The organism is Enterobacter sp. 5-4 (genome assembly GCF_000612205.1).
GTDB classification, from domain to species: domain Bacteria; phylum Pseudomonadota; class Gammaproteobacteria; order Enterobacterales; family Enterobacteriaceae; genus Enterobacter; species Enterobacter roggenkampii.
Genome location: NZ_JFHW01000002.1, coordinates 55,705 through 71,418, shown reverse-complemented (window position 1 = coordinate 71,418; position 15,714 = coordinate 55,705). Strand labels below are relative to the sequence as shown.

General features: G+C 59.7%; 16 protein-coding genes. 9 read left to right on the top strand and 7 right to left on the bottom strand.

Annotated elements, in window-relative coordinates; translation table 11 throughout:
• Genes AA74_RS0100585 through acpT form a run of 9 tightly spaced genes read left to right on the top strand, consistent with a single transcriptional unit; the run spans position 1 to position 8,099 of the window.
• On the top strand, positions 1 to 423 hold the full coding sequence (locus AA74_RS0100585; RefSeq protein WP_008503087.1) for a thioesterase family protein: 423 nt from the start codon (positions 1 to 3) through the stop codon (positions 421 to 423).
• Complete coding sequence (locus AA74_RS0100580; protein WP_025910258.1) at positions 420 to 1,025, top strand: outer membrane lipoprotein carrier protein LolA; 606 nt, start codon at positions 420 to 422, stop codon at positions 1,023 to 1,025. Before AA74_RS0100585 ends, AA74_RS0100580 begins: the two co-directional genes overlap by 4 nt.
• Positions 994 to 3,318 carry an MMPL family transporter gene (locus AA74_RS0100575; RefSeq protein WP_025910256.1) on the top strand — a complete coding sequence of 775 codons (2,325 nt, stop codon included), beginning with the start codon at positions 994 to 996 and terminating at the stop codon, positions 3,316 to 3,318. Before AA74_RS0100580 ends, AA74_RS0100575 begins: the two co-directional genes overlap by 32 nt.
• Positions 3,315 to 3,893: a DUF3261 domain-containing protein gene (locus AA74_RS0100570; protein WP_008503090.1), complete on the top strand. Its 579-nt coding sequence runs from the start codon at positions 3,315 to 3,317 to the stop codon at positions 3,891 to 3,893. Before AA74_RS0100575 ends, AA74_RS0100570 begins: the two co-directional genes overlap by 4 nt.
• 1 nt (position 3,894) lies before the next feature.
• A complete protein-coding gene (locus AA74_RS01000000121875; protein ID WP_032667186.1) occupies positions 3,895 to 5,064 on the top strand; it encodes a beta-ketoacyl-[acyl-carrier-protein] synthase family protein in 1,170 nt (389 codons plus the stop codon).
• A complete protein-coding gene (locus tag AA74_RS0100555) occupies positions 5,061 to 5,534 on the top strand; it encodes a dehydratase (protein ID WP_023345049.1) in 474 nt (157 codons plus the stop codon). The genes AA74_RS01000000121875 and AA74_RS0100555 overlap by 4 nt, the downstream gene beginning before the upstream one ends.
• Positions 5,531 to 6,262, top strand: coding sequence for a 3-ketoacyl-ACP reductase FabG2 (locus tag AA74_RS0100550; protein WP_023345050.1), 732 nt, complete (start codon positions 5,531 to 5,533; stop codon positions 6,260 to 6,262). Before AA74_RS0100555 ends, AA74_RS0100550 begins: the two co-directional genes overlap by 4 nt.
• Positions 6,259 to 7,488, top strand: a complete 1,230-nt coding sequence (locus AA74_RS0100545) for a beta-ketoacyl-ACP synthase (RefSeq protein ID WP_021242168.1) — start codon at positions 6,259 to 6,261, stop codon at positions 7,486 to 7,488. The genes AA74_RS0100550 and AA74_RS0100545 overlap by 4 nt, the downstream gene beginning before the upstream one ends.
• A gap of 2 nt (positions 7,489 to 7,490) precedes the next feature.
• Entirely contained in the window at positions 7,491 to 8,099 is a 609-nt protein-coding gene (gene acpT / locus AA74_RS0100540) for a 4'-phosphopantetheinyl transferase AcpT (RefSeq protein ID WP_023345051.1), read from the top strand.
• Here acpT and arnF read toward each other — a convergent pair.
• Genes arnF through arnB form a run of 7 tightly spaced genes read right to left on the bottom strand, consistent with a single transcriptional unit; the run spans position 8,056 to position 15,422 of the window.
• Complete coding sequence (gene arnF, locus AA74_RS0100535) at positions 8,056 to 8,436, bottom strand: 4-amino-4-deoxy-L-arabinose-phosphoundecaprenol flippase subunit ArnF (RefSeq protein WP_023345052.1); 381 nt, start codon at positions 8,434 to 8,436, stop codon at positions 8,056 to 8,058. The genes acpT and arnF overlap by 44 nt on opposite strands.
• Entirely contained in the window at positions 8,433 to 8,768 is a 336-nt protein-coding gene (arnE, locus tag AA74_RS0100530) for a 4-amino-4-deoxy-L-arabinose-phosphoundecaprenol flippase subunit ArnE (RefSeq protein WP_023345053.1), read from the bottom strand. The genes arnF and arnE overlap by 4 nt, the downstream gene beginning before the upstream one ends.
• The gene (gene arnT, locus AA74_RS0100525) at positions 8,768 to 10,423 is read right to left on the bottom strand and encodes a lipid IV(A) 4-amino-4-deoxy-L-arabinosyltransferase (RefSeq protein WP_025910246.1); all 1,656 of its coding nucleotides are present in this window, start codon (positions 10,421 to 10,423) and stop codon (positions 8,768 to 8,770) included. Before arnT ends, arnE begins: the two co-directional genes overlap by 1 nt.
• Positions 10,420 to 11,322: a 4-deoxy-4-formamido-L-arabinose-phosphoundecaprenol deformylase gene (gene arnD, locus AA74_RS0100520; protein WP_025910243.1), complete on the bottom strand. Its 903-nt coding sequence runs from the start codon at positions 11,320 to 11,322 to the stop codon at positions 10,420 to 10,422. The genes arnT and arnD overlap by 4 nt, the downstream gene beginning before the upstream one ends.
• On the bottom strand, positions 11,319 to 13,301 hold the full coding sequence (gene arnA, locus AA74_RS0100515) for a bifunctional UDP-4-amino-4-deoxy-L-arabinose formyltransferase/UDP-glucuronic acid oxidase ArnA (RefSeq protein ID WP_025910241.1): 1,983 nt from the start codon (positions 13,299 to 13,301) through the stop codon (positions 11,319 to 11,321). Before arnA ends, arnD begins: the two co-directional genes overlap by 4 nt.
• Complete coding sequence (gene arnC, locus AA74_RS0100510; RefSeq protein ID WP_008503101.1) at positions 13,298 to 14,281, bottom strand: undecaprenyl-phosphate 4-deoxy-4-formamido-L-arabinose transferase; 984 nt, start codon at positions 14,279 to 14,281, stop codon at positions 13,298 to 13,300. Before arnC ends, arnA begins: the two co-directional genes overlap by 4 nt.
• 1 nt (position 14,282) lies before the next feature.
• Entirely contained in the window at positions 14,283 to 15,422 is a 1,140-nt protein-coding gene (arnB, locus tag AA74_RS0100505) for a UDP-4-amino-4-deoxy-L-arabinose aminotransferase (protein WP_025910240.1), read from the bottom strand.
• Positions 15,423 to 15,714 lie beyond the last annotated feature (292 nt).

Here is a 15,714-nt window from a genome sequence, read left to right as displayed (position 1 = left end):
GTGCTGACCGATCCCCGCTTTACGACTGAAGTCGAAATCACCGTTCCGTTCCACGACGTCGATATGATGGGCGTGGTCTGGCACGGTAACTATTTCCGCTACTTTGAGATCGCCCGCGAGGCGCTGCTCAATCAGTTTGATTATGGCTATCGCCAGATGAAGGCCTCCGGCTACGTCTGGCCCGTCGTCGACACCCGGGTGAAATACCGCGATGCGGTGACCTTTGAGCAGCGTATTCGCGTCCGCGCGCACATTGAAGAGTATGAAAACCGCCTGCGCATTGCCTATCAAATTTTCGATGCGCAGACCGGCAAACGCACGACCACCGGTTACACCATTCAGGTGGCGGTGGAAGAAGCGACCCGCGAAATGTGCTTTGTGAGCCCGGCAATACTGTTTGAACGTATGGGAGTAACACCATGAGATGGTTGCCTTTACTGGCGCTGATCGTCAGCCCGCTGGTCAGCGCCGTGACGCTGGATGAGCTGCAGCAGCGCTTCACCGAGCAGCCCGTGGTGCGCGCGCACTTCGAACAGGTTCGCACGATAAAAGATATGCCGCAGCCGCTGCGCTCGCAGGGCGAGATGCTGATCGCCCGCGACAGCGGCCTGCTGTGGGATCAAAAAGCGCCGTTTCCGATGACGCTCCTGCTGGACGATAAACGGATGGTGCAGGCGATTAACGGCCAGCCGCCGCAAACCATCACTGCCGACAATAATCCGCAGATGTTCCAGTTCAACCATCTTCTGCGCGCCCTGTTCCAGGCGGACCGCAAGGTGCTGGAAGAGAACTTCCGCATCGATTTTAAAGACCTGGGAGCGGGCCGCTGGTCGCTGGTGCTTACGCCAAAAACGACGCCGCTGGACAAGATTTTCGCCACCCTCGATCTGGGCGGCGCGACCTATCTGGAAACGATTCGCCTCAACGACAAACAGGGCGACCGTACCGATATCGCCCTTTCTCGCCACCAACTGACGCCCGCCAGCCTGACCGATGACGAACGCCAACGCTTTGCCGCACCGTAAATCCCTGCGCCCGGCGCTGCTGTGGGCCACGCTATGCCTGATTCTGCTGGGCGTGTTGCTGTCGCTTCTGCCCGGCGCGCGACTGAACAGCAGCGTGCTGGCCATGCTGCCGAAGCAGACGCTGGGGGCGATCCCGCCGGCGCTCAACGACGGGTTTATGCAGCGTCTCGACCGCCAGCTGGTCTGGCTGGTCAGCCCCGGCAAAGAGCCGGATCCGCGCGTGGCACAGCAGTGGCTGGCGCTGCTGCAAAGCACTGATTCGCTCAGCGAGGTCAAAGGCCCGATGGACGCCGCCGGGCAAAAGGCCTGGGGAGAGTTCTTCTGGCAGCACCGAAATGGCCTGATTGACCCCGCCACCCGCGCCCGCCTGCAAAACGGCGGAGAAGCGCAGGCGCAGTGGATTTTATCTCAGCTCTACTCGGCCTTTTCCGGCGTCAGCGGTAAAGAGCTGCAAAACGATCCCCTGATGCTGATGCGCGGCTCGCAGCTCGCTCTGGCGCAAAACGGCCAGAAGCTGCGGCTGATGGACGGCTGGCTGGTCGCAAAAGATGAGGCGGGAAACTACTGGTATCTGCTCCACGGCGAGCTGGCGGGCTCATCATTTGATATGCAGCAGACCCACCGGCTTGTGACGACGCTTAACGCGCTGCAGGAGACGCTGAAAGCCCGCTACCCTCAGGCACAGCTGCTTTCCCGCGGGACCGTGTTCTACAGCGATTACGCCAGCCAGCAGGCCAAACGTGATGTTTCGACGCTGGGTATCGCCACCCTGCTTGGCGTGTTCCTGCTCATCGTGGCGGTGTTCCGCTCTCTGCGCCCGCTGCTGCTGAGCGTGCTCTCCATTGCCATCGGCGCGCTGGCGGGGACGGTGGTGACGCTGCTGCTCTTTGGCGAGCTGCACCTGATGACGCTGGTGATGAGCATGAGCATCATCGGAATTTCGGCAGACTACACGCTTTACTACCTGACCGAACGGATGGTACACGGCGCGGAGCATACTCCCTGGCAAAGCCTGGCCAAAGTTCGCAATGCGCTGCTGCTGGCGCTGCTGACGACCGTCGCCGCCTACCTGATTATGATGCTGGCCCCCTTCCCCGGGATCCGCCAGATGGCAGTGTTCGCTGCCGTGGGACTCAGCGCCTCCTGCCTGACGGTGATTTTCTGGCATCCGTGGTTGTGCCGCGGGTTACCGGTGCGCCCGGTTCCCTTTATGGTCCTGATGTTGCGCTGGCTGGCCGCCTGGCGACGCAGTAAAAAACTGTCAATTGGTCTTCCCGTCGCGCTGGCGCTGCTCTCCGCCGTGGGAATAAGCACGCTGAAGGTGGACGACGACATCGCCCAGCTGCAGGCGCTGCCGAAAGATATTCTGGCGCAGGAGAAGGCCATTACCGCCCTGACCGGACAGAGCGTGGATCAGAAATGGTTTGTGGTTCATGGCGCTTCGCCTCAGCAAACGCTGGAGCGGCTGGAAGCCTTTACCCCGGCGCTGGCAGAGGCGCAGAAAGCGGGAGAAATTACCCGCTGGCGCACCCTGCCGCTGAACTCGCTGGCCCGTCAGAAAAGCGATCTTACGCTGCTGCAAAACGCCGCGCCTGCGGTAACGAACGTGCTGAAAAGCGCAGGGCTCAACGCCGTCTCCCCGAATCTGGACGCCATGCCGGTCAGCGTGGACGCGTGGCTTAAAAGCCCGGCCAGCGAAGGCTGGCGTCTGCTCTGGCTGACCCTGCCCGACGGTCAAAGCGGCGTGCTCGTGCCGGTGGACGACGCAAAAAACAGCGCGGCCCTCGGCGAGCTGGCCGCGCGCCATGACGGTGTCGTCTGGGTCGATCGCAAAGCCAGTTTTGACACCCTGTTTGCCCTCTACCGCACGCTGCTGACGGGGCTCCTGTTTGCCGCGCTGGCGGTGATTGCCTGCGGGGCGATGGTGCGCCTCGGCTGGCGTAAGGGACTGATAAGCCTGGTGCCGTCCGTGCTGTCGCTGAGCTGCGGGCTGGCGGTACTGGCCGCAACGGGCCACCCGGTAAACCTGTTTTCACTGCTGGCGCTGGTGCTGGTGCTCGGCATTGGCATTAACTACACGCTGTTTTTCAGCAACCCGCGCGGCACGCCGCTGACCTCGATGCTGGCGATTACGCTGGCGATGATGACCACGCTGCTGACGCTGGGCATGCTCGTCTTCAGCGCCACGCAGGCCATCAGCAGCTTTGGTATCGTGCTGGTGAGCGGTATTTTTACCGCCTTCCTGCTGGCGCCGCTGGCGATGCCGGATAAGAAAGAGAGAAAACGTAAATGAACGCTTTTTACCGCGCCGTCGCGCTAACCGCGGCGCTGCTGCTGGCAGGCTGCAGCCATTCGACCGATACCCAAGAGACGCGTCCCCAGGCCTGGCTCCAGCCGGGAACCCGCGTTACGCTCCCGCCGCCCGGCATTAGCCCGGCGGTAAGCTCCCAGCAGCTGCTGACCGGCAGCTTTAACGGGCAAACGCAGTCCCTGCTGGTGATGCTCAACGCGGATGCGCATAAAGTGACGCTGGCCGGGCTCTCTTCCGTGGGCATTCGTCTGTTCCTGGCGACGTACGATGAGACCGGTATTCATACCGAGCAGTCGATCGTTGTGCCGCAGTTGCCGCCCGCCAGCCAGGTGCTGGCCGACGTGATGCTCAGCCACTGGCCGATTAGCGCCTGGCAGCCGCAGTTGCCGAAGGGCTGGACGCTGACTGACACGGGCGATCGGCGCGAACTGCGTAACGCCAGCGGCAAGCTGGTGACGGAGATTGTCTACCTGCAGCGTAAAGGCAAGCGCGAGCCGATCAGCATCGAGCAACACGTTTTTAAATACCACATCACCATTCAATATCTGGGTGACTGAGATGATTTATATTTCCGCTGTTGGCATGGTCAACGCGCTGGGCAACTCGCATGATGAAATCGCTGCTAACCTGGTGACGGGCGCAGCGCCGGGTATGCATGCCCGAACCGGCTGGTTACAGGGTTCACCCGACGCCGTGCTGGGCGGTGTGGAAGGCGAACTGCCGCCCATCCCGGAAACGCTGTCCGCACACCGCACCCGCAACAACCAGCTTCTGCTGGCCGCGCTGGCGCAGATTCAGTCGACCGTCGACGAGGCTATCGCCCGCGTCGGCCGCGATCGGGTGGCCGTGGTGCTGGGGACCAGCACCTCTGGGCTGGATGAAGGCGATGAGCACGTGCAGCGCATGACCCATGGCGAAGCGAGCACGCACTGGCAGTACCCGCAGCAGGAGCTCGGCGATCCGTCCCGCTTCCTCGCCAACTGGCTTCAGCTCGAAGGCCCGGCCTATACGATCTCGACAGCCTGCTCTTCCAGCGCGCGGGCGATGATTGGCGGCAAACGTCTGATTGAAGCCGGGCTGGTGGACATCGCGATTGTTGGCGGAGCAGATACCCTGAGCCGGATGCCCGTCAACGGGTTTAACAGCCTTGAATCCTTCTCCCCTACGCTCTGCGAGCCTTTTGGTCGCGACCGTCGGGGGATCACCATCGGTGAAGCCGCCGCGCTGATGGTGCTTAGCCGTGAGCCCGCGGACGTGGCGCTGCTCGGGACGGGTGAATCCAGCGATGCGTACCATATTTCCGCTCCGCATCCGCAGGGCGAAGGGGCGATCAGGGCCATCACGCAGGCGCTCAACGAAGCGGGTATGCAGCCCGGAGATATCGGCTACATCAACCTGCACGGCACGGCCACGCCGCTTAACGATCAGATTGAATCGCAGGTGATACACGATCTCTTTGGGGAAAGCGTGCCCTGTAGCTCTACTAAACACCTTACCGGCCATACGCTGGGCGCTGCCGGTATCACCGAAGCGGCCCTGAGCTGGCTGATTCTGACGCGCGATCTGCCCTTACCGCCGCAGGACTTCGCCCGCTACGCACCGGACGACACGCTGGCGCCGTGCGGTCTGCTGCACCAGCGCACCGCGCTGACAAAGCCGGTCATTCTGTCTAACTCGTTCGCGTTTGGCGGCAACAACGCCAGCATTCTGCTGGGGAGAGCGTCATGAGCTACTTATCACCCGAAGCCTATTTGCCGCACGATGCGCCCATGATGTTGCTGGAGTCCGTTGAGAATGTGACGGACGACATGGCGGTATGCCGCGTCGCGATAGACAGACAAAGCGTGCTGGCACCCTTTCTGAATGCCGATGGCGACCTGCCGGGCTGGTACGCGCTCGAGCTGATGGCGCAGACCATCGGCGTCTGGTCCGGCTGGCATCGCCAGCAGCAGGGGCAGGAGCATATTGCGCTGGGCATGGTGCTCGGCGCGCGTGAACTGATCTGCGCCAGCGGGCGTTTCGCCGCAGGCTTGACGCTGGACATCACCGTTAAGCTGCTGATGCAGGACGAACGCTTCGGCAGTTTTGAATGCGCAATTTCCGCTAATGAAGAGACGCTGGCCACGGGCCGGGTCAACACCTTCCAGCCAAGCGCAGAAGAATTAACCTCGCTTTTTAATCAGGGATCTAACGCATGAGTCGTTCCGTACTGGTCACCGGGGCCAGCAAAGGCATAGGGCGCGCCATCGCCCGACAGCTTGCCGCCGACGGATTTACCGTAGGCGTGCATTACCATCGTGATGCCGCAGGCGCGCAGGAGACGCTGGACGCCATCACGCAGGCGGGCGGCAACGGCCGTTTACTCTCGTTTGATGTGGGCAACCGCGAACAGTGCCGCGAGGTGCTGGAACAGGACATTGAAGCCCATGGCGCATGGTATGGCGTGGTCAGCAACGCGGGTATCACCCGCGATGGCGCCTTTCCGGCATTGAGTGAAGACGACTGGGACAGCGTGATCCACACCAATCTCGACAGTTTTTATAACGTCATTCACCCCTGCATTATGCCGATGATTGGCACCCGTAAAGGGGGACGCATTATCACCCTATCGTCCGTGTCCGGCGTGATGGGTAACCGCGGGCAGGTGAACTACAGCGCGGCAAAAGCGGGCATTATCGGTGCCACCAAAGCGCTGGCGATTGAGCTGGCAAAACGCAAAATCACCGTGAACTGCATTGCGCCGGGGCTGATTGATACCGGAATGATTGAAATGGAAGAGACCGCGCTGAAAGAAGCGATGTCCATCATTCCAATGAAACGCATGGGCCAGGCTGAGGAGGTCGCCGGGCTGGCAAGCTATCTGATGTCAGATATTGCGGGTTACGTCACCCGCCAGGTCATTTCCATTAACGGAGGAATGCTATGACGCGTCGCGTGGTGATTACGGGCATGGGCGGCGTGACCGCCTTTGGCGAAAACTGGCAATCCGTGTCCAGCAGGCTGCTGGCGTATGAAAACGCGGTGCGTAAAATGCCGGAGTGGCAGGTCTATGATGGCCTGCACACCCTGCTGGGCGCGCCGATTGATGACTTCACGCTGCCGGAACATTATACCCGCAAACGGATCCGCGCCATGGGCCGCGTGTCGTTGATGTCGACCCGCGCCACCGAGCTGGCGCTGGAGCAGGCGGGGCTGATTGGCGAGGCGGTGCTCACCAATGGGCAAACGGGTATCGCGTATGGCTCATCCACAGGCAGTACCGGGCCCGTCAGCGAATTCGCCACTATGCTCACCGAAAAGCACACCAATAACATCACCGGCACAACCTACGTGCAGATGATGCCGCACACCACCGCGGTGAATACCGGACTGTTCTTTGGATTACGTGGCCGCGTCATCCCGACCTCAAGCGCCTGTACGTCCGGCAGCCAGGCAATTGGCTACGCCTGGGAGGCGATTCGCCACGGCTATCAGACCGTTATGGTTGCGGGGGGCGCTGAGGAGCTGTGCCCGTCTGAAGCGGCGGTGTTTGACACGCTGTTTGCAACCAGCCAGCGTAACGATGAACCCAAAACCACCCCTTCGCCGTTTGATACGCAGCGCGATGGTCTGGTGATTGGGGAAGGCGCGGGTACCCTGATACTCGAAGAGCTGGAGCATGCCAAAGCGCGCGGGGCCACTATCTACGGCGAAATCGTGGGCTTTGCCACTAACTGTGATGCGGCCCATATCACCCAGCCTCAGCGTGAAACCATGCAGATTTGTATGGAGCAGTCGCTGGCCATGGCGGGATTAAGCGCCCTGGATATGGGGTATATCTCCGCACACGGTACTGCCACCGATCGCGGCGATATTGCTGAAAGCCAGGCCACTGCCGCTATCTATGGTGACAACGTGCCGATTTCATCGCTGAAGAGCTATTTTGGCCACACGCTCGGAGCCTGCGGCGCGCTGGAAGCATGGATGAGTTTACAGATGATGCGTGAAGGCTGGTTTGCCCCGACACTCAATTTAAGGCAACCGGATGAGCAATGTGGTGCTTTAGATTATATTATGGGAGAAGCCCGCCAGATCGATTGCGAGTATCTGCAGAGCAATAACTTCGCGTTTGGCGGCATCAACACCTCGATTATCATTAAACGCTGGGCGTAACTATGTACCAGTTTGTACTGGGAAAAATACCCACCCTTTGCGCGGACCCGCTGGCGTCAACGCTCGCAGACAGCGCACCTCAGGGTGCTCGCAATGCCTCATGGCTGGCTGGCAGGATGCTGCTCGCCAGAGCGTTATCCCCTCATCCGCTCCCCGACATTATTTACGGCGAGCAGGGGAAACCGGCCTTTGCGGAGGGCCATCCGCTGTGGTTCAACCTGAGCCACAGCGGTGACGATATCGCCTTGCTGATGAGCGATGAAGGCGAAGTCGGCTGTGATATCGAAGTGATTCGCCCCAGGAAGAACTGGCAGGCGTTGGCGAATGCCGTCTTCAGCATGACGGAGCATGATGAGCTTGAGCGCGAAGCGCCAGAGGAACGGCTTGCCGCCTTCTGGCGTATCTGGACGCGAAAAGAGGCAATCATCAAACAGCGTGGCGGTAGCGCCTGGCAGATTGTCAGCATCGACAGCACGGCGCCGTCGCACTCGGTCAGCCAGGTGCAGATCGGCTCACTCAGCCTGGCCGTTTGTACGTCGACCCCTTACACCCTGACCACCGAGTCGATTATCCACGTCGGGGCAGGAAAATCACCAGTACACCCAACATAATAAACACAACGCCGACCAGCCCGTGCCAGGAGAAGCTTTCTCCCCAGCCCGGCAGCAGGATCGCGGCGCCCCACACCAGGATATAGCTAAGACTCAGCAAGGCATACGCTTTGCTGAGCGCCATCCGATGCAGCGCCAGGTACCAGCAGCCCATAGAAGCCACATACCCCATCAACCCCAGCAGCAGCGCGCCCGTGCCGGACGAGACGTGCCACAGCGCGGAAATAAACGTCATAATCTCGCTGACCGGAGGCAGAGCCTGCATGGCCTCGCGCAGCAGCAGCTGCGCGGCGCTGACTAACAGCACGCTGCATAAGGCCCAGAACGCCCCTTTCACAGGCTCCCTCCCAGGATAACAATCCCAATGATGATCAACCCCACCCCCAGCCAGTGATGCCAGGCGACGTTTTCGCGCCAGAATACCTTCGCCGCCAGCGTCACCCAGACAAAATTGAGGCTCAGCATGGGGTAGGCAATGCCGACAGGCAGGCGCTGCAGCACCACCAGCCAGACCAGCATCCCGCTGCCCAGCGCCAGCAGAGCCAGGCCAAGCCACAGCGCGATATGCACGCCACGCCGCCCGGCTTTCGCCGGACGGGTAGCCTGTTTCTGGCACAGCTGCCCCGCACAGCTGAGCAGGCTTGCCAGTACCAGCCAGATCCAGGTCATCACTTCGGCAGATACTGCAGGTAGGCCAGACGGCCCTGGATATACAGGCTGTCCGGTTCTGGCAGATTCGCCCGCGAAAGGTCATCGCGTTTTGACAGCAGAATCACCAGCGATACGCGTCCCTGCTGACGGTGCTCAGCCAGCCACTGCGCGAAGTCATCTTTACCGACAAAACGATCTTTCACATCAGGATAATCCAGCCCGTAGCGCAGTTCGCCGCTCTGGCCAAACAGCGTGATGTCATTGCGCTTCAGCTCCCACGCCAGGCCAGCGGCCAGGCCGACGTTATTGGCCAAGACAAATCGGCTGTCCTGAAGCGGCTCGCGCACGGTGTCGACCAGCGACTGCGGCTGTTTGGAATCCACCACCAGGTTAGGAATGGCAAAACCGATCAGCAGCGCCAGGCCCGCAGGGCAGAGCGCCGCAAGCCACCAGCGCTGCTGACTCTGCCTGAACGTAAACCAGCCGACCGCGGCCCAGATGAGGAACGCGACCACCGCGCAGAACACTTTATACAGTTCAACCGAGGACCAGACCGGATGCTTAGCGACCCCCCACGGGGAGACCACCAGCGCCGCCACCATGCCGATAACGCCAAACGCCAGGTTGATCCCGCCGTTAATGCGTAACGCTCTGGCGCCCTTCTCCGCCGCGAGGCAGGCATAGCGCGCCATCAGGATCGCCAGCGGGGCAAAGCACGGCAGGATATAGGTCGGCAGCTTGCCTTTGGCGATGCTGAAGAACAGCAGCGGCATCACCACCCAACCCAGCAGATAGAACCCGCCGCCCGCGTTTTGTCTGTCACGCCAGCCAAGACGGAACGCGCCGGGCAGCAGCGCCAGCCACGGCAGGCTACCCGCGATCAGGAACGGCACGTAGTACCAGAACGGGGCTTTGTGCTGCGCGTCGCTCTGGGCAAAACGCTGAATATGCTCAACCCAGAAGAAGTAACGCCAGAAGTCAGGCTCACGCTGCGCAATGGCCAGCCCCCATGGCAGAACAATCAGCACGCAGCTCAGGATCGCGAGCCAGCCAAAAATCAGCACCTCTTTCCAGCGCTTCTGGGCGATCACCCACGGCAGCACGCCAATCACCGGTACCGCCAGTGCCAGGAAGCCTTTGGTCATCACCCCCATCCCGCAGGCCAGCCCAAGCAGCACATAGCCGCCCGCTTTTCCGGCAACGGTCTGGGCCTGTGACGCCAGCCAGAAGCTGCACATCGCCGCCACCAGCCACAGGGTGATGATAGGATCCAGCACCGCATACGTGCCGATGCCATACACCAGGAACAGGGTCAGGAAGATCAGGCCGGAGAAAAGGGCTGTCCGCTTATCCCGCCAGAGACGCCAGGCCATCCAGATGACCAGCAGCGCGGCTAAACCGGTGGAGAAGATGGACCCGGCGCGCACGGCGAGGTTCGTGTGCCCGAACAGCATCTGCCCGATGCTGTTGATCCAGTAGCCGGCAATCGGCTTTTCAAAGTAACGCAGCCCCAAAAAATGCGGGACAACCCAGTCTCCGGAGGCCAGCATTTCGCGGCTGATTTCCGCATAGCGCGTTTCATCAGGCTGCCAAAGCAGGCGGATATCAACCGGGATGAGGTAGTAAACGATAAACAGTGCGAGAAGCGCTAAGCCATAACGGGCTGTTTTCATTGGACCGGACTCACGGTTTGTTGATAGCCAAGCCAGCCTTCCCGGCCAGCCAGTTCATTGCGGACCACTTTGCCCACGGGTAGGGTGCTGAGGTCGTCTGGCAGCAGCTCGCTTAACGGGCAAAACGCAATGCCTTCCTGAGCGGCCATCGTCAGCAGTTCGTCGAAATCATGCTGATACGCAATCCCTTCCACTTCGGCATGGATGGTATACACCGGCGTACCGGCGTCACGATGAATGCGGTCCAGGATGTAGCGATTGAACTCATCAGCTTTCACCTCGCGCCCGACCACTTCATCCCAGGTGGGAAGCGTGACCGGAATTTGCACCGTACCGTAGCGATTTTCGCCCAACAGCGGCAAAAAGGGCCCGGTTCCGCGGCAATCGCTGTTGTAGCGAAACGCAAAGGCTTCTTTGGCCTTCACGACGCGCTGATCCGCACGCCATCCCGCCACGGCGGAGCAGCACACGGGCTGACCGATAATGGCCTCCAGTTCCAGCATCCCACGCTCGACCTCACGGGACAGGCGCGGGATATCCCAGACGCCCGCCCAGGCTTGCCAGGCATGGTGATCCCATGCGTGCAGACCCACCTCATGATGCTGCGCCGCCTCACGGATAACCGCTTCATTACCCGCGCCGATGCGTCTGCCGGGCCAGGCGGTGCCGGCCAGCAAAATATCCCAGCCGTAGAGGGATGCTGCGCGCGAGCGCAGCATTTTGTACAGAAATGCCGGTTTAACCAGACGCCATAAATGGCGTCCCATGTTGTCAGGCCCCACGCTGAAGAAAATGCTGGAGCGCACGCCGTGCTTGCTCAGCAGTTCCAGCAGTTTGGGTACGCCGTCACGCGTTCCCCTGAAGGTGTCGACATCAATGCGTAAACCGACTTTTTTCATGAGACCTGTTCCGACAGCTCCACGGTGCGCAGGAAGAAATCAAGCGTTTCATCAATGGTCTGTTCCATCTTCACCGTCGGCGTCCAGTTCAGGCAGCGCTTCGCATTGCGAATGCTTGGCTTACGGTGCTCAACGTCCTGATACCCTTTACCGTAGTAGCTGCTGCTTTCCACTTCGCGGAAGCCGGCAAACGGCGGGAATTTATCGCGCAGCGGGTGGCGCTCAAAGCTGGCCAGCAGCATCTCGGCCAGCTCGCGAATGCTCGCTTCGTTGTCCGGGTTGCCGATATTGATGATTTCACCGTTGCAGCGATTATCTTTGTTTTCGATGATGCGGAACAGCGCTTCGATACCGTCGCTGATATCCGTAAAGCAGCGTTTCTGTTTCCCGCCTTCGATAAGCTTGATTGGCGAGCCTTCCACCAGGTTCAGGATCAGCTGGGTGATCGCACGGGAGCTGCCGATACGCGCTGCGTTCAGGTTATCCAGACGCGGACCCATCCAGTTGAACGGACGGAACAGGGTAAAGCGCAGGCCCTCTTTCTCACCGTAGGCCCAAATCACGCGGTCCAGCAGCTGTTTGGAGACGGAGTAAATCCAGCGCTGTTTGTTGATCGGCCCGACCACCAGGTTGGAGGTGTCTTCATCGAAGTTCTTATCGGTACACATGCCGTACACTTCAGAGGTGGACGGGAAGATGATGCGCTTGTCGTATTTCACGCAGTCGCGGATGATCTTCAGGTTCTCTTCGAAGTCCAGCTCGAACACGCGCAGCGGGTTACGGGTGTACTCGATTGGCGTGGCAATAGCGACCAGCGGCAGCACCACGTCGCATTTCTTAATGTGGTATTCAATCCACTCGGAGTGGATGCTGATGTCCCCTTCCACGAAGTGGAAGCGCGGGTTGTCGAGGAAACGGCTGATCGCATCCGCGCCAATATCCAGGCCGTAGATTTCGTAGTTATCGTCTTTGAGCAGACGTTCGGTCAGGTGGTTACCGATAAAACCGTTCACGCCGAGGATCAGCACGCGGGTACGGCGTTTGATGGCCACCACCGGCGCGCTGGTGATCAGCGCCCCGGCCACCAGCCCCAGCGACTGCGCCAGCTGGGTGCCCTGAACGTACAGACCGTTGTCGGTTTGGCCGGTAACGATCTCCAGCGCCTGCTCGCCGCAGCTCACAATCAGCGGGGAGACGGAGACGACGGTGCCCGGTTTTGCCGCCGGAATGTCGTCACGCACGCGGGATTTCCAGACGATGAACTTGCTGACGCCCGCAAAGCTGTAGGCGCCCGGCCACGGGTCGGTCACGGCGCGCACCAGGTTGTGCAGCTGGCGGGCCGGTTTGTTCCAGTCCAGACGACCATCTTCCGGCGCGCGGCGACCAAAGCTGCTTGCCTTGCTCTCGTCCTGCGCGGTCTCGCTGAAGGTGCCGTTAAGGATGCCCGGCAGCGCATCGCGCAGCAGCGTCTGTGCCGTCGCGTTCAGCTTTTGATGCAGCTGCAGCGCGGTGTCGTCCGCATCAATAGCGACCTTCTGCTGCGCCACGATAGCGCCCGCATCCGCACGGCGCACCATGCGGTGCAGCGTCACGCCCGTTTCCGTTTCACCGTTCACCAGCACCCAGTTCAGCGGGGCGCGGCCACGGTAGGCAGGCAGCAGAGAACCATGAAGATTAAAGGCGCCTTTTGCAGCCAGGCCTAAGATCTCGTCGGAGAGCAGGTTGCGATAGTAGAACGAGAAGATGACGTCAGGCGCGAGGGCGCGGATGCGCTCCACCCACAGCGGGTGGTTGACGTCGTCTGGCGCATAAACCGGAATACCACGCTCGGCGGCGATACGCGCCACGGAGCCGAAAAAGTTATTCTCTCCAGCCGTGTCCGGATGGGTAAAGATTGCCGCAATGTCATAGCCCGCTTCCAGCAGGGCCTGCGTGCCCGTGCACCCCATATCGTGATAGGCAAATACAACAGCTTTCATGGGTGAATTTCCTCTTGAGATGCTTTGTGTTCCTGACGGACAACACGTTGAATAAAGTAGCGCGGACGCGCGCGAACGTCGTTATAGATACGGCCAATGTATTCACCGAGGAGACCCATTCCGACAAACTGGGCGCCGATGAACATAAACAGCACGGCAAAGAGCATGAAGACCCCTTCCGCCGCCCACTGCGGGCCAAAGACCAGGCGCAGTACCACCAGCAGAACGGACAGCGCAAAACCGGCCACGGCGATGATGCTGCCGAACACGCTCAGCAGACGCAGCGGCGTGGTGGTCAGGCAGGTGATGAGGTCGTACATCAGGTTGATGAGGCGCATAAAGCTGTACTTCGACTCCCCGTGCTCGCGCTCGGCGTGCAGAACCGGGATTTCCGTTGCCTTACGGGCAAAGGTATTCGCCAGAATCGGAATGAAGGTGCTGCGCTCGTGGCAATGCAGCATGGCGTCGACGATATGGCGGCGGTAGGCGCGCAGCATGCAGCCGTAATCGCCCATCGCTTTACCGGTCGTACGCTGGATCAGACGGTTGATGGTGCGCGAGGCCAGCTTGCGGAACAGGCTGTCCTGACGGTTCTGACGGACCGTGCCGACCACGTCATAGCCTTCGTCGGCTTTGGCCACCAGGCGCGGGATCTCTTCCGGCGGGTTTTGCAGATCCGCGTCCAGGGTGATAATCAGATCGCCCGTGACGTGGCTAAACCCCGCCATAATCGCCGAGTGCTGGCCGTAGTTACGGTTGAGCAGCACGGCAACGATGTGGCTGCCTTCGGCCTGCGCGGCTTCGGTCATCATCAGCGCGGAATTATCGCTACTGCCATCATCCACCAGCAGAATTTCGTAGGCCTTGCCCATCGTGTCACAGGCGGCCGTTGTGCGGCGGATCAGTTCGGGCAGGCTCTCCTGCTCGTTATAAACCGGGATGACCACGGATACTTTTTGTACAGGCGGTGCGCTGAACATATCAATGTCCTGCAAGCTGATGGAGCGCGGTAATGACGCGGGTTGTGTCGTCATGAGTCATGTCCGGGAAAAGAGGGAGAGAACAAATACGCGCGCTGTTCCATTCCGAATTCGGAAGCGATACATCAGGAAAACGCTCGCGGTAGTATTTTTGGGTGTGCGCCGCGCGGAAATGAAGGCCGGTGCCGATGCCTTGCTCCTTCAGTGCCGCCATCAGGTTGTCGCGTGAGATCCCGCAGCGCGCTTCATCAACGCGAATAATAAACAGGTGCCAGGCGTGAACGTGTGGCCATGACGGAATGCTCAGCGGCTGGAACGGCGTATCGGCAAGCTCGCGCAGGTAGCGTTGTGCTATTTCCTCACGGCGCCTGTTGGCCTCTTTCAGTTTGCCTAACTGCACCAGCGCCAGCGCGGCGTTGATGTCCGCCAGGTTGTATTTATAGCCCGGCGCGATCACTTCCGCCTGCGGCGCGCGACCGTGCGTCTGGCGATCATAGGCATCTACGCCGAGGCCATGGAATTTCAGACTGCGGATCCGCTGTGCCAGCTGGGCATTATCCGTGACCACCAGGCCGCCTTCCGCGCAGGTCATGTTTTTAATGGCGTGGAAGGAGAAAATTGCCGTTCCTTTCCAGCCCACGTGACGGTTTTTGTAATACGTTCCGGCGGCATGGGCCGCATCTTCAATCACCGGAATACCGTGACGTTCACCGATGGCATGAATTGCGTCGATATCACACGGCGCGCCGGCATAGTGAACGGGAATAATGGCTTTAGTGCGCGGAGTAATAGCGGCTTCCACGGCTTCTGGCGTCACCATTAATGTATCTTTATCCACATCAATCATGACCGGCGTGGCGCCCAGCAATACGATCATATTCAGCGTGGAGACCCAGGTCTGGGAAGGGGTAATAACTTCATCGCCCGGGCCAATATCCAGCGCCATCAGCGTAACGTGCATGCCCGCGGTGGCGGAACAGACGGCAATCGCATGCTGATTCCCGGTAAGTTGACAGAATGCCTCTTCAAGTTGCTGATTCTTAGGCCCTGTGGTGATCCAGCCCGACATCAAAACGTCCTGAAGCGCCGCAATTTCCTCAGCGCCCATCGACGGCCGCGAAAAAGGCAGAAAATCACTCATTATTAATTTCCTTGCAATCAAAATGGCATGTTTTTGATATTAACCAAATGCCAGCCCGCTTATTTCAACGAACCATAAACTCATATCAAAGTAGCTCTCTTTCCTTAGGGAAAAATTAAGACAACGTTTACAACGTTATAAGACAACTAGCAGCCAATTGAAAAACAACAAGTTAATTTTATATTAAATATTTTTGATGTGATCTTCCGCAACATTTTGAAATGGAAACATTTAAACCAATCCTCAACAAACAAAAAAAATCCCGGCTATTTCAAAATAATATGAAATAGCC

Excerpts from the sequence above, each read along its gene's own strand:
- AA74_RS0100580 (WP_025910258.1), top strand. The coding sequence starts at position 420 with ATGAGATGGTTGCCTTTACTGGCGCTGATCGTCAGCCCGCTGGTCAGC.
- AA74_RS0100575 (WP_025910256.1), top strand. The coding sequence starts at position 994 with ATGACGAACGCCAACGCTTTGCCGCACCGTAAATCCCTGCGCCCGGCG.
- AA74_RS0100570 (WP_008503090.1), top strand. The coding sequence starts at position 3,315 with ATGAACGCTTTTTACCGCGCCGTCGCGCTAACCGCGGCGCTGCTGCTG.
- AA74_RS01000000121875 (WP_032667186.1), top strand. The coding sequence starts at position 3,895 with ATGATTTATATTTCCGCTGTTGGCATGGTCAACGCGCTGGGCAACTCG.
- AA74_RS0100555 (WP_023345049.1), top strand. The coding sequence starts at position 5,061 with ATGAGCTACTTATCACCCGAAGCCTATTTGCCGCACGATGCGCCCATG.
- AA74_RS0100550 (WP_023345050.1), top strand. The coding sequence starts at position 5,531 with ATGAGTCGTTCCGTACTGGTCACCGGGGCCAGCAAAGGCATAGGGCGC.
- AA74_RS0100545 (WP_021242168.1), top strand. The coding sequence starts at position 6,259 with ATGACGCGTCGCGTGGTGATTACGGGCATGGGCGGCGTGACCGCCTTT.
- acpT (WP_023345051.1), top strand. The coding sequence starts at position 7,491 with ATGTACCAGTTTGTACTGGGAAAAATACCCACCCTTTGCGCGGACCCG.
- arnE (WP_023345053.1), bottom strand. The coding sequence starts at position 8,768 with ATGACCTGGATCTGGCTGGTACTGGCAAGCCTGCTCAGCTGTGCGGGG.
- arnT (WP_025910246.1), bottom strand. The coding sequence starts at position 10,423 with ATGAAAACAGCCCGTTATGGCTTAGCGCTTCTCGCACTGTTTATCGTT.
- arnD (WP_025910243.1), bottom strand. The coding sequence starts at position 11,322 with ATGAAAAAAGTCGGTTTACGCATTGATGTCGACACCTTCAGGGGAACG.
- arnA (WP_025910241.1), bottom strand. The coding sequence starts at position 13,301 with ATGAAAGCTGTTGTATTTGCCTATCACGATATGGGGTGCACGGGCACG.
- arnC (WP_008503101.1), bottom strand. The coding sequence starts at position 14,281 with ATGTTCAGCGCACCGCCTGTACAAAAAGTATCCGTGGTCATCCCGGTT.
- arnB (WP_025910240.1), bottom strand. The coding sequence starts at position 15,422 with ATGAGTGATTTTCTGCCTTTTTCGCGGCCGTCGATGGGCGCTGAGGAA.